This is a genomic window from Streptosporangium sp. NPDC004631 (assembly GCF_053601935.1).
Genome location: NZ_JBSGCR010000036.1, coordinates 12,754 through 26,000 on the forward strand (window position 1 = coordinate 12,754; position 13,247 = coordinate 26,000).

Genomic DNA, 13,247 nt, shown 5'->3' on the forward strand with positions numbered 1-13,247 from the left:
TCCCCCCGATCCCCTCGCTCTCGTTTTCACCACGCCGGCCCCGGCATCTCCGTACGGCCACCGCACCCCTGTGACGGCCCCGGGTCACCGCGAGTTGGGCAATACAGAAGAAGGTGTGAAGGGCGAAATATCTGATACTTGGCGAATCGACCCCCACCTTCGAGGGAGCGGCGATGCTGGTCTTGACAGCCGGGCGAACCGGATTCTCCACATCTCCTTCCCGGAGCGGGGGATTCCTTCCCACGCCCGAACGGTTCCCCTGCCGGCTCGGAGGCCCCGGAGGGGCCCGGCCGGGCGGAGAAGCCCGGTGAAACAGCTGAGTGCCCTGCGCTGGGCGGCACGGGAGGACGCCGCGGCGATGGTGGACCGGCTCGGCGAACTGGTGTCGTGCGAGTCGCCCCCCGGCTCGGCCCACCACCTGACGGCCTGCGCCGACCTGGTGGCCGGCTGGGGTGAGGCCGTACTCGGCCGGCCGGCCCGGCGGGTCGTCCGGGACGGGTTGCCCCACCTGCTCTGGCCGGCACCCGACCAGAGGGTGCTGTTGCTGGGGCACTTCGACACGGTGTGGCCGGCGGGCACGATCCGGCAGTGGCCGTTCACCGTCGAGGGGGAGACCGCGACCGGCCCAGGGGTGTGCGACATGAAGGCCGGCATCGTGCAGATGCTGGCCGCGCTGGGCCTGATGGCGGACACCTCCCGGGTCGGGATGCTGCTCACCTGCGACGAGGAGAGCGGCTCGATCACCTCACGCCCCCTGATCGAGCGCGAGGCCCGCCGCTCGGGAGCGGTGCTGGTCTGCGAGGCCGGCGCTCCGAACGGCGCGCTGAAGGTGGCGCGCAAGGGCGGGTCGGTCTACCGGCTCACGGTTCACGGCAGGGCCGCCCACGCCGGAGTCGAACCGGAGCGGGGCGTCAACGCCACCGTCGAGATCGCCCACCAGATACTCGCCGTGCGAGCACTCGCGGCCGTGCCGGACGGCACGACCGTGACCCCGACGGTGCTCACGGCCGGCACCACGACGAACACCGTGCCGGAGACGGCCGCCCTCTCCGTCGACGTCCGGGCGTGGACCCGGGAGGAACTCGACCGGGTGGACCGGATGATCCACCGGTTGGCCCCCCGGCTTCCGGAGGCCACGCTGACCGTCGACGGGGGAGTCAACCGTTATCCGCTGACACCGGCGGTGGCGCTGCCGCTGCTCGCGATGGCGCAGGAGGCGGCGAAGGACATCGGCCTGCCCCCGCCGGACGGCGCGCACGCCCCCGGCGGGTCGGACGGCAACTTCACCGGGGCGCTCGGCGTACCGACCCTGGACGGGCTGGGCGCCGTCGGCGGCGGCGCGCACGCCCGAGGCGAGTACGTCGAGGTGCGGACGATGCCGGACCGGGCCGCGCTGCTGGCGGCGCTCGTCGAGCGACTGCTGGCGACACCTTCCTGACCGGAGCCCACCCCCTCGCACGACACCGCGCGGCATGCTTCTGCCCCGAAGCCGCACGGCGCGCGACAGCCCCAAATACTCTGTGATCAGCCGTGTGTCCCGCGGCCGTTGGGGGTGTCGCGAAGGTGAGCACGGCGTTGACTACTCCCCGCCCTGAAGGACGGGGATTCCAGCCCTCGCAGGCTGGGGTTCCTGCTTCACCGGCGACCGCACCCGGGAGGACCCGGAGTGTCTGACGTCACCTCCACAGGCAGACACGGCAAGACCTGCCGCCAAGATGTTCTTCGCGGCGTTGACGTCCCGGTCGTGCCGGGTGCCGCAGGACGGGCACTGCCACGTCCGAGTGCCGAGCGAGAGCCGGGCGAGCAGGTGCCCGCACGCCGAGCAGGTTTTCGAGCTGGGATACCAGCGGTCGATCACAATCAGATGGCGACCGTGTTTCGCCGCCTTGTACTCCAGCATGCGGCGGAAGGTGCCCCACCCGCAGTCGGAGATCGCTTTGGCCAGGCTCCGGTTGCGGACCATGTTCTTCACGGCCAGGTCCTCGATCACGATCACGTCGTGGTCGCGGACCAGCCGCGCCGAGATGCGGTGCAAAAAGTCGGTGCGGGAGGCGCGGACCTTGCGGTGCGCGCGGGCGACCTTCGCCTTGGCCTTGGCCCGGTTGTTCGAGCCGCGCCGCCTGCGGGCCATGCGCCGCTGATAGCGGGCCAGGTTGCGTTCCCGTTTGGCCAGGTGGCGCGGGTTGGCGATCTTCTCGCCGTCGGAGGTGACGGCGAAGTCCCTCACGCCGACGTCCACACCCACCGCGGCGCCGGTCGCCGGAGCCTGCTCAGGGTCTTCGACATCCGCGGCAAAGGAGACGTACCAGCGCCCGCACGGGTCACGCGAGACGGTGACCGTGGTCGGGTTGATCGTGGCCGGGTCGATGCCGGGCCAGGACCAGGTGAAGGCGAGCGGGGCGGCCGTCTTCGCCAGGAACAACCGCCCGTCGCGGTAGCGGAAGGCCGAGCGGGTGTACTCGGCGCTCTGGCGTCCGGTGCGGGACTTGTAGCGCGGATACCTGGCGCGTCCGGCGAAGAAACCGGTGAAGGCGACCTGTTGGTGGCGGACGGCCTGCTGCAGCGGAACCGACGACACCTCGTTCAGGAACGCCAGTTCATCGGTCGCCTTCATCGCCGTGAGGTAGGCGTTGGCCTGGGTGAAGCTCGTCGTGACCCGCTCGCCGTGGTAGCGGGCGTGCCGCCAGGCCAGGGTCCGGTTCCACACCACGCGTACGCAGCCGAACGTGCGGCTCAGCAGGGCCGCCTGTTCGGGGGTGGGGTAGGCCCGCACCTTGTACGCCGTACGCATGTTCGAATTTTATCAGAACTCGCCCCATTCGATAAGCGCGGCACCGCGCCGCGTTTCCTCCCGGCCCTGAAGGGCCAGGTTTCCACGCTCAAGGAGAACTGATGAGCGGCGATGGTTCACCGCCGGACGGACGGGCCGGATCCGGCCTCCGGTTCGGGGTGGAGGAGGAGTTCCTGGTCGTGGATCCGGTGACCAGGTTCGCGGTGCCCCGGGCCGGGGAGGTGCTGCGCCAGGCCGGCGACCGGCTTGGCGCACGGGTCTGCGGGGAGATCACCAAGCTCCAGCTGGAGACGCGGACCGAGCCCTGCCGTACGCTCGCGGAGCTGCACGCGCAACTGGTGGAGGGGCGTGCCGAGCTCGCCGCCGCCGCCGAGGCCGAGGGGTCGCGGATCATGGCCAGCGGCACGCCCGTACTGGGCCGGACGGTCCCCTCGCCGATCACCGAGGGGCCCCGCCAGGACCTCGGTACGGCGACCTTCCGGGGACTCCACGACGAGCTGAGCATCTGCGCCCTGCATGTGCACGTGGAGCTGCCGGAGCGGGAACGGGCGCTGATGGTGAGCAACCACCTCCGCCCCCACCTGCCGACGCTGATCGCGCTCGCGGCGAACTCGCCGTACTGGGCCGAGCGGGACACCGGCTACGCCGGCTGGCGCACCCTGGTCTGGAACCGCTGGCCGGTGGCGGGACCGCCGCCCTACTTCACCTCCGCCGCGCATTACGACGAGTTCGTCGCGACCCTCCAGGAGGCCGGCGCGCTGGTCGACACGGGCACCGTCTTCTGGGACATCCGGCCGTCGGCGCACCAGCCCACGCTGGAGATCCGGGTGACCGACGTGCCGATCACCGCCGAGGAGTCGGCGCTGCTCGCCGCGCTGGTCCGCGCCCTGGTGGCGGCCTCGCTCCCCGCGGTGGACCGGGGCGACCCGGGCCCGGTCGTCTCGGCCGAGCTGATGCGCGTCGCCTACTGGCGGGCCGCCCGCGACGGGCTGGGCGGGCACGGCGTGGACGTGCGCACCGGGCTCCCGGTGCCCGCAGCCGAACTGGCGGAACGCCTGCTCCGTACGGCCGGGCCCGCGCTGGAGGAGTACGGCGACCTCGATCGCGTCACCGGCTGGCTGCGCCGGCTGATCGAGGTCGGGGACGGGGCGGCACGACAGCGCCGGGCCGCCGCCCGGAACGGCCGGCTCACCGACGTCGTGGACCACCTGGTCGCGCGGACGGCACCGGGTGCGGCGTCCGGCCTCCGGCCTCCGCGCCAAGGAGAGCACACCAACGTAAGGACATCGCCACAGCCCGCGGGTCATGCTGGAGGAACGCCGCACGGACTGGGAGGCGTTCGTTGACCGAGACCGCGCAGCACCCGACGATTCCGCTGAACCCTCGCCGGATGTCACCGGCGGAGATGACCCGCGCGGTGGGATCGTTCGCCGGCCGGATGGTGACGCGGAGGTCGGTGCGGGAGTTCTCGCCCGACCCCGTGCCGGAGGCGGTGATCGAGACGGCCGTCCTGGCCGCCGCGAGCGCGCCGAGCGGGGCGAACCTGCAGCCCTGGCGGTTCGTCGTCGTGACGAGCCCGGCCCGCAGGAGGCGGTTGCGTCTGGCCGCCGAGGCCGAGGAGCGGGAGTTCTACTCCCGTCGCGCCTCCGCCGAGTGGCTCGACACGATCGCCCCCATCGGCACCGACTGGCGCAAGCCGTTCCTGGAGGCCGCGCCCGTGGTGATCGTGGTCTTCGAGGTGCACCAGGGACCGCGCAGTCCCAAGCCGTACTACGTCAAAGAGTCGGTGGGCATCGCGGTCGGGCTGCTGATCGCCGCGCTGCACCACGCGGGCCTGGCCACACTGACCCACACGCCGAGCCCGATGCGCTTCCTCAACGAGGTCTGCGAACGGCCCGCGGAGGAACGTCCGTACCTGGTGATGCCGGTCGGTTATCCGGCGGCCGACGCCCGCGTGCCCGACCTGGCCCGCAAGCCCCTCGCCGAGGTGATGGTCCGCTGCTGAGACCGGCTCACCGGTGTTTCTCGAAGAAGGCCAGCAGGGGCTCGACGTGCCGGTCGGGGCGGCGCCACTCGGCGAGCAGGTCCTCAAGCAGGTGCTGTTCGGCGACGAGCTCGGTGCCGCGGTAGCGCCGGACGACCGGGTGGATGAAGGCGCTCTCCTCGGCCCGCTCCGGCACCGGATGCCGTTCCACGGCGAAGACGTCCGCGTGATCCGCGCGGCCCCAGCGCAGTGTGACCGTGTAGTAGTGCGGCGCGTCCCGGAAGCGGGACACCGCGTAGTCCTCGGGCAGGTCCGGGTAGTGCCGCACCTGCCCGGTCGCCTCGTCGAACGCCAGCACGTCACAGAGGTACTCGAACTGGGTCCAGAGCGCCGAGCTCCAGTTCACCCGGTCCAGCACCAGCGACGTCAGTCTCCGCGGATCCGCCGGCACCGTGTCGTACGCCAGGGGGACGCCGTCGTACCGCTCGCGCAGCAGGGTGCTCAGCGTGCGCAGGTTGTAACGGAACCCGTCGATGAAGGCCGACGACGCCCGGCGGAAGTCGCGTGCCTGGGCGATGGTGCCGGCGAAGTAGAGGTCGTCCACGTTGGCCGACTGCCAGTCGGGGCGGAGCGCCGGTATCCTCCCGTCGCGTACCGTCTCCGGGCGGCACGCCGGGTCGAAGACCGAGGTGTCCATCCGGAAACCGGTGCACCGGATGACCGAGTCGTACTCCAGCACCGCCTGCTCGCCGTCGGCGTGGGTGTAGGAGATGCGGACCTCGAAGCGATCTCCCACGGGACGGATCTCGTCGACCGTGCAGTCGAGCACCGCGTGCAGCGTTTTGAACTGGTAGCTGTCCAGGATCGCGCCGTACTGGCCGCGCACGTCGCCGGGGTGCTTGGTGTTCCAGGCCAGCCGGAGCGGGCGGCGGCTCGCCAGGTGCACCATGGCCGCATGGCCGAGGATCGCGCTCGCGGTCTCGAACGCCGAGTTGCCCTTGCCGACGACGAGTACCCGCTGCCCGGCGAACGCCGCCGGGTCGACCCGCATCTCCTCGTAGCCGACGGCGTGCTCGATCCCGGGAATCGGCGGCACGTACGGCGCGCCCCAGCCGGTCGCCACGATGACGCACCGGCAGCGCAGCGTGGCGCCGGCGGTGTGCACGAGGAACCCGCCGTCGATCCGCTCGACGCGCTCCGCCGCCGTGCCGTACCGCACCGCGAGGCCGTGCAGCCGCTGGAAGTCGGCGAGATAGCGGACGAGGTCGTCGGCGTTCGGGAAGTAGTCGGCGCTGTACTTGGGAAACAGCAGGTCGGGTGAGTCGTTGAGCAGAGAGTTCCAGTCCCAGCGGAGCCGGATCTCCGGATCGGCGCTCACCGTGTGCACCTTGTTGAGGGAGATCAGCCTGCGGTGACGCGGGTAGTGCCGGAAGAAGTTCGCCGGTGCGGCCTCGCGTTCCAGCGTCACGTAGTCGGCGCCCGCCCGCTGCAGGAGGTAACTCAGCTGCAGACCGGCCGGACCCGCACCGACGATGACATACCGGTGCTCCTCCTCCGCGCCGACGGCTAACCCGGAACTCCCGGCTTCGGACATGATCTCCCCCACACCGACGCATGTGATCTCTCCGACCATGGTGGACGGGAAATCACCGGCCGGTGCCGGGTGGTGACCGGATCGTGACCCGCGACTTCGCCGGGCGCCCGGCGGAACCGGCCGACCGGCCCGGAACCCCGTGGTTCCGGACCGGCCGCCGGTCGGAGATCATTCCCCGGTTCGCCGCTACGTCCTCGGTGTGCAGGTCGCGCACCAGGTGGGGGTGCACTTCGAGCACGTGGGCGCGGGGTCGACGCAGATCCTGACACTGTCGGTGTCGTTGGCCGGGTCGAGGTCCTTCTCGTCACCGCTGACCGTGGCGGTGTTGGTCTTCTTCCCGGCCCCGGTGGCCTTGGCGCGGATCGTCAAGGTGGCCGTGGCGCCCTTGGCGAGTCCGCCCACCGTCCATGTCCCGGTGGCCGGGTCGTAGTCACCGGCCGAGGGCGTCGCCGAGACGAGGGAGAGACCGGCCGGCAGCGCGTCCTTGACGGTGACCCCGTGGGCGTCGTTGGGGCCCGCGTTGCGCACGGCGAGACGGTAGGTGACCGTCTGGCCGACGGTGGTCCTGGTCAGGTCGGCGGACTTGACCACGCTCAGGTCGACGGCGGGGTTGACCCTGGTGACCGCCTCACCGGAGGTCGAGACCAGCGGATCAGGGGTGGGGCCGAGCAGGTTGTCGTAGGTGACGGTGCCCTGGTTGACGACCTGCTTGCCCGCGGCGGCCCGGTCGACCCTGACCCGGAACTCCACCGTGGTGCCGTCCGGAAGGGCGGCGGTGTTGGGCAGGCTGCCGGGCGCCGAACCGATGGCGCCGTTGCCCAGCGTGAAGGAGACCCGGTTTCCCCGGGAGACGAATTCCGCCTGGTCGTCGCCCGGCCGATCGGTCTTGATCCCGGTGTTGGGGCCGTCCACGACCCGGAGCGAGCCGGGCAGGTAGGTGGTTCCGTCCGGGATGGCGTCGGTGAGCCGTACGTTCTCCGCCGCTCCACCCCCCTTGTTCTTCGCGGTCAGCCGGTAGGTGACCACGTCCCCGACATCGACGGGGCCGTCGGGGATCGCGTCCTTGGTGACGACGACGCAGGGCGCGGTGCCGAAGAAGACGCCGTCCAGGAAGTTGCCGATGCCCCGGTTCCCGCCGGCCGCCGAGATGGAGCGGAAGCCGAACCTGGTGACGGTCTGATCGGCGGGTACGGTGTAGACGCCGCTGTAGGTGCCCCAGGCGGTGGTGCCGTCGGACATGACCTGCTGCTGTACGGGCGAGCCGGGGGCGCCGATGTCCAGGGCCATCGTGTCGACGCCCAGCCGTCCACGGTGCGACAGCCGCCAGTACAGCCTTGCCCCCGGGGTGGTCGGGTGGTCCTGGTAGAGGGTCGAGACCTCGTTCGCGTTCAGCTCGGCGAACTGCCTGCCCTCGGCGGGCGGGGTGCTGGTCGGGTTGGGCGGGCCGTTCCAGAGCTCGATCATGTGGTCGCTGGCGGTCGTCAGCCAGCCGGGCACCGAGTTCGGGCCCGGCTGCGAGGCGTCGGGAAAGAAGTTGACGGCGCCACCGGTGACGGTCGGCCGTTCGAAGCCGCCGTTGACCAGCGCCACCCGTTCCGGGCACGAAGCCGGGTCCGGTCCGGCGCGCAGCGCCGTCCGAGCCGGATCGGCCTGTGCGGCGTCGGCCGGAGCCACGCCGAACAGGGTCAGCGGTCCGGCCACCATCGCCAGTGCGGCAACCGGGTAACACATCCGTCGGATGTGCTTCATGATCGATTTCCTCTCCTCCGGCAGCGAGCTGCCCCCATTCACCAGGCCGCGAGAAACCGGCACCGGCACTGGTGGGCAGAGTCGCCTGACCGCCCGGCCCGGGACACGCGACACGTGCACGGACGGACGGGGCAGTGCCAACGCTTGGCGGGACGTTGACCTGCCTGGACAGGCTCCAGAGAAGATCTCGACCGAATTCGGCCCCGGTATGGGCCTGGCCGGGCGTGAGCCGTACGGATGCGTTCGGGGGGTTCCGGCGGCATCTACGAATTTTGCGGAAACCCGGTGCCGGACGCGCCGCGCGGTCACCGTCCTAGCGGTCACCGGCCGGCGGGCGTGACGCGGCGCCGAGAACGAAGAAGGAGGCCGGGGTGCGAGCCCGGGGAAACATGAACCTCTCCAGCCGATCCACGGTGAACCCGGCCCGCTCGATGGCCGCGACACTGTCGCGGCCGGTGTGACAGCCACCGGCCAGACGCGGCCAGACCGTGACGTCCAGCAGTCGTTGTACCCGGACCATTCCGGCCGATTCGGCACGGACGTGCTCCAGGAAGCACAGCCGCCCGCAGGGTCTGAGCACCCGGTACATCTCCCGCAGCGCCGAGTCGGGGTCGGGCAGCGAGCACAGCACCAGCGAGGCCACCGCGCCGTCGAAGGTCTCGTCCTCGGCCGGGAGCCGGTCGGCGAGACCGTCGACCACCTCGACCGGGACCGGGGCCTCGCCCGCGGCCGTCCGCGCGAGCCGGCGCAGCCGGGGTTCGGGCTCCACCGCGAGCACCCGGGTGACGGTGGGCGGGTAGTGGGCGAAGTTCAGGCCGTTTCCGGCCCCCACCTCGATCACCTGGCCGGACAGTCCGGCCAGCAGTTCCTGACGCCGCTCGGCCAGCCCCCGGTGTTCCATCGTCTGGCTGATCCGGGCGTAGAACCGGGCGAAAATCGGATGGTTGACGCGGGTCTCCGGCATGGTCCCTCCCTCCGCGCCGCCGGTCCACCGGATCCACCGGCCCGCCGAGACGGCGGCTGCCGGTCGGCAGGATTTGGCGGCCGACGAGGTTCTCCGTACCCGCGTTCCACCCGCGCCACCGCCTCGTGCCCAGGAGTCTCGTGTTCGGGAGTCTCGTGTTCGGCAGCGGCCGGGGGCCGTGAGGTGGTGCCGGATCCGCCCGGTCAGGGACGGTGCGCCGCGCCCAGCACGTGGGGGATGCGGTCGAAGTCGGATCGGTCGATCCTGTCGAGGACGAAACCGGCCGCGACGATGGAGCGCACCGTGTCCCGGGCCGGATGGCAGCCGCCGGCGGCCCGGGACCAGATGGGGCTGACCAGCCGCTGGGCCAGTGCCATGAGGGGGTTGGCCGAGCGTATGTGCTCGTAGAAGCGGAACTCCCCGCCGCGCCTGAGCACGCGCATGATCTCCCGGAGCGCTTCGTCCGGCCGCGGGACGGAGCAGAGCGTGAGCGAGCAGACCACCGCGTCCGCGGATCCGTCCGGGATGGGGAGGGCGCCGGGTGTGCCGGTCACCACGCGGACCGGGACGCGCGCCCCCTGACAGCCCTGGCGGGCGGTGTCGCACAGGATCGGGTGGGACTCCACCGCGGTGATCTCATGGACCTCGGCGGGATAGAACCTGAACTTCACTCCGTCGCCGGCCCCGATCTCGACCACCGCGCCGGACAGCCCGGCCATCAGGGACTCTCTGGCGGGGGTGGGGCGTCGGCCGCGGGAGACGGGGCGGGGGTGGTGGAACTGCTCCATGCCCGGCCCAAGGTCCGACCAGGTATCGGGCGGCTGATCGTCATTCAAAGTGATCATCAGCAATCCTTAGTGGGTGTATTTCGACTATCGCCACTCGGGGCGACGGCGTGGAGCATCTTGACGACTCCCCTACGGGATATCCGCCAATCACCGCGCTTCCCTGACGCACCGGGCACATTCCCAGGAAGGAATCGTGTCAGCACGCGGGGAGCCGTGTCAGCCCCCGGGCCGGGGAACGAGCCCGATGAGAGCCATCGGGTCGCCGTCGGGCGGACTCGGGCCCGGTAGCCGCCGGTGGGTGAGCGCTCTCGGAGGCCGCCGCCCCCCATCCTGCGACAGACGTCCTAAATACGTTGAGATGACGCCTTTTCCCGTCAAGGGGGTGTATGGAACCACAGGAGGAGTGCCTCCCAGAGTGACGATGAGGAGGTATCCCTCACAGGAGGACTGATGTCCGCAGTTAAGACTCCTGCCGCGGCACCGGCGGCCAAGGAGCCCTCCGTCACCGGTGACAGGCACCGGCTGACCGTGATCGGCGGCCTGGCCGCGCTCTCACTCGACGCCATGGCCTCGGTGGCGTACGGTCCCGAGGCCATCGTGCTGGTCCTCGCCCTCGCGGGTGGCACCGGCCTCGGATTCACCATCCCGGTCACGCTGACCATCGCGGCGCTGCTCGCCGTACTGACCCTGTCCTACCGGCAGGTCATCGCCGCCTTCCCCGAGGGCGGCGGCGCGTACGGCGTGGCCAAGACCTACCTGGGGCGCCGGGCCGGCCTGGTCGCCGGGGCGAGCCTGATCGTCGACTACGTGCTCAACGTGGCGGTGTCGGTGTCCGCCGGGGTCGCGGCGCTCACCTCGGCCCTCCCCGGGCTCCTGCCGTACACCGTCTGGATCTGCCTGACGGTGCTGGCTCTGATCACCGGGATCAACCTCAGGGGCATCGCGCACAGCGCCCGCGCGTTCATCGCCCCCACGGCGATCTACATCGGCGCCATCCTCCTGGTGATCGTGGCCGGTCTGATCCGCACCGAACCCGTGACCGTCGCCGAACACGGAGCGCAGGCGCAGAGCCTGCAGACGGTCGGCGTCCTCCTGCTGCTCAAGGCGTTCGCCAACGGCTGCGCCTCACTGACCGGCGTGGAGGCCATCGCCAACGCGGTGCCCTCGTTCAGAAGACCGCGGATCAGACGCGCGCAGCAGGCGGAGGTCGCGCTCGGCGCGCTGCTCGCGATCATGCTGATCGGCATCGCCGCGCTGATCGGCAAGTTCGCCATCGCCCCCGTCGAGGGCGTGACCGTGCTCGCCCAGGTCACCCAGGCCGCACTCGGCGACGGACCGCTGTTCTACCTGGTGCAGTTCTCCACCGTGATACTGCTCGGACTGGCCGCCAACACCTCCTTCGGCGGTCTGCCGGTACTGGCCCAGCTCCTGGCCAGGGACAACAACCTGCCGCACGTGTTCGCGCTCCGCGCCGACCGGCACGTGCACCGGTACGGCATCGCGTTCCTGACCCTCACCTCGGCTCTGCTGCTGGTCGCGGCGCGGGGCGACATGAACCTGCTGGTGCCGCTCTTCGCGATCGGCGTCTTCGTGGGCTTCACCCTCTCCCAGGCCGGCATGGTCAGGCACTGGGTCACCGACAGGCCCACCGGCTGGCGGTGGCGCGCGGCGCTCAACGGCTTCGGCGCGCTGCTGACCCTCGTCGCCGCCGTCGTCGTCACGGCCTCCAAGTTCACCGAGGGAGGCTGGCTGATCGTGGTCACGCTCCCCGTGACGGTGCTGGCCATGCAGTGGGTCAACCGCGCCTACACCCGCATCGGCGAGCGCCTGGAGCTCGGCAGGACCCCCGCACCGCCCCGGCCGCACCGGTCCCTGGTGGTGGTTCCGGTGCACGCGGTCAACCGGCTCACCCGCGACGCGCTGGCCGCGGCGCTGTCGCTCGGCGACCGGGTGGTGGCGGTCAACGTCACCCACTCCGAGGACGAGCGGGAGACCCGCCACTTCGTCGAGGACTGGGAGCGCTGGCACCCCGAGGTCGAGCTGGTACGGCTCTTCGACGCCCACCGGCGGCTGGCCGAACCCCTCATCGACTATCTCGGGCGCGTCCCCGAGACGCACGTGTTCGTGCTCATCGCCGAGGTCGAGCCGGAGCACGCCTGGCAGCGCATGCTGCAGAACCAGCGGGGCGCCGTACTGGCCGGGGCGCTGCGCCGCCGTACCGACACGGTGGTGTGCCGCATGCGCTTCCGCGTCGGAGCGGGTACGGCCGGGGCCACCCGTACCGGCCACCGGGAGCGGCCGACCCCTTGACCCCGCGCTCCGGGCCGTCAGGTGTCCGTCTGTTCCGCGGCGTCCCGGGGGCGCAGGAGCCGCCGGAGGTCGTCGGGGGGAGACAGTTCCGGCAGTTCCGGCGCGGTGGCTCCGGCCCCGGAGGGGGCGGGCGCGGTCGTGGCCGCCTCGGATCCGGCGGGGGACCGCGTGGCGCGGTCGAAGAAGCGCAGGAGCTCGACGGGGAAGGGCATGACCAGGGTGGAGTTCTTCTCCGCGGCGACCTCCACCACGGTCTGGAGGAGTCGCAGCTGCAGGGCCCCCGGCGTGTCGGACATGATGGCCGAGGCGTCGGCGAGCTTCTGCGCGGCCTGGAACTCACCGTCGGCGGTGATCACGCGGGCGCGGCGTTCCCGTTCGGCCTCGGCCTGCCGGGACATGGAGCGCTTCATCGTCTCGGGGAGCTGGACGTCTTTGATCTCCACCCGGTCGATGTGGACGCCCCAGCCGAGGGCGGGGCTGTCGATCATGATTTCCAGGCCCCGGTGCAACTCCTCACGGTTGGAGAGCAGGTCGTCCAGCTCACTCTTGCCGATGATCGAACGCAGCGAGGTCTGCGCGACCTGCTCGACCGCGAAGAGGTGGTCCTGCACCTCGATCGTGGCCCTCATCGGATCCTGGACCCTGAAGTAGACGACCGCGTCGACCCGCACCGAGACGTTGTCACGGGTGATGCCCTCCTGGGTGGGCACCGGCATGGTGACGATCTGGACGTTGACCTTCCTCATCCGGTCGACGAGGGGGATGAGGACCGCGAGTCCCGGCTGGCGCACCTGCGGCCGGGCTCTGCCGAAGCGGAAGACGACCCCCCGCTCGACCTGGTTGACCACCTTGATTCCACCGAGCACACCCCAGCCGGCGACGACCGCGAGCACTCCGAACATGACATAGGCAAACATGTCCACCCCTTCCACATCGAGGCTAGAACCGGGCCCGCGGCCATGGGCGCGGCGCGGCGACCTGGGGTGTAGGAAGAGCGTCAAGACCCGCCGGAACGGCCGACGGCGAGTGCCGGCGTCCATCGGCCGCCGTACGGTGCCGTGGAGCGC

The 13,247-nt window shown here is 71.2% G+C and carries 10 protein-coding genes; 4 read left to right on the top strand and 6 right to left on the bottom strand.

Annotation, left to right across the window (positions count from 1 at the left end; all coding sequences use genetic code 11):
* Positions 1-307 precede the first annotated feature (307 nt).
* Complete coding sequence (locus ACWEF2_RS27390; RefSeq protein WP_453819210.1) at positions 308-1,438, top strand: M20 family metallopeptidase; 1,131 nt, start codon at positions 308-310, stop codon at positions 1,436-1,438.
* A 141-nt stretch (positions 1,439-1,579) separates the two neighbouring features.
* On the opposite strand, the gene ACWEF2_RS27395 is transcribed toward ACWEF2_RS27390, so the two are convergent.
* Positions 1,580-2,791 (bottom strand): RNA-guided endonuclease InsQ/TnpB family protein, encoded by a 1,212-nt coding sequence (locus tag ACWEF2_RS27395; protein WP_453819211.1) that lies wholly within the window; start codon positions 2,789-2,791, stop codon positions 1,580-1,582.
* 101 nt (positions 2,792-2,892) lie between these two features.
* Here ACWEF2_RS27395 and ACWEF2_RS27400 point away from each other — a divergent pair, with 101 nt between their 5' ends.
* Both ACWEF2_RS27400 and ACWEF2_RS27405 read left to right on the top strand, forming a co-directional pair.
* Complete coding sequence (locus tag ACWEF2_RS27400; protein ID WP_453819212.1) at positions 2,893-4,137, top strand: carboxylate-amine ligase; 1,245 nt, start codon at positions 2,893-2,895, stop codon at positions 4,135-4,137.
* Entirely contained in the window at positions 4,134-4,796 is a 663-nt protein-coding gene (locus ACWEF2_RS27405; RefSeq protein ID WP_453819213.1) for a nitroreductase family protein, read from the top strand. The genes ACWEF2_RS27400 and ACWEF2_RS27405 overlap by 4 nt, the downstream gene beginning before the upstream one ends.
* A 7-nt stretch (positions 4,797-4,803) precedes the next feature.
* On the opposite strand, the gene ACWEF2_RS27410 is transcribed toward ACWEF2_RS27405, so the two are convergent.
* From ACWEF2_RS27410 to ACWEF2_RS27425, 4 genes are all read right to left on the bottom strand, one after another.
* On the bottom strand, positions 4,804-6,369 hold the full coding sequence (locus ACWEF2_RS27410) for an NAD(P)-binding domain-containing protein (protein WP_453819214.1): 1,566 nt from the start codon (positions 6,367-6,369) through the stop codon (positions 4,804-4,806).
* A 186-nt stretch (positions 6,370-6,555) separates the two neighbouring features.
* Positions 6,556-7,491 carry an isopeptide-forming domain-containing fimbrial protein gene (locus ACWEF2_RS27415; RefSeq protein WP_453819259.1) on the bottom strand — a complete coding sequence of 312 codons (936 nt, stop codon included), beginning with the start codon at positions 7,489-7,491 and terminating at the stop codon, positions 6,556-6,558.
* Between the two features lie 940 nt (positions 7,492-8,431).
* Positions 8,432-9,082, bottom strand: a complete 651-nt coding sequence (locus ACWEF2_RS27420) for a class I SAM-dependent methyltransferase (protein WP_453819215.1) — start codon at positions 9,080-9,082, stop codon at positions 8,432-8,434.
* A 203-nt stretch (positions 9,083-9,285) separates the two neighbouring features.
* On the bottom strand, positions 9,286-9,927 hold the full coding sequence (locus tag ACWEF2_RS27425; RefSeq protein WP_453819216.1) for a class I SAM-dependent methyltransferase: 642 nt from the start codon (positions 9,925-9,927) through the stop codon (positions 9,286-9,288).
* Between the two features lie 393 nt (positions 9,928-10,320).
* Between ACWEF2_RS27425 and ACWEF2_RS27430 the strand changes: the two genes are divergently transcribed.
* Positions 10,321-12,180 carry an APC family permease gene (locus ACWEF2_RS27430; RefSeq protein ID WP_453819217.1) on the top strand — a complete coding sequence of 620 codons (1,860 nt, stop codon included), beginning with the start codon at positions 10,321-10,323 and terminating at the stop codon, positions 12,178-12,180.
* Positions 12,181-12,197: 17 nt separating this feature from the next.
* On the opposite strand, the gene ACWEF2_RS27435 is transcribed toward ACWEF2_RS27430, so the two are convergent.
* The gene (locus ACWEF2_RS27435; RefSeq protein ID WP_453819218.1) at positions 12,198-13,097 is read right to left on the bottom strand and encodes a slipin family protein; all 900 of its coding nucleotides are present in this window, start codon (positions 13,095-13,097) and stop codon (positions 12,198-12,200) included.
* Positions 13,098-13,247: the final 150 nt, after the last annotated feature.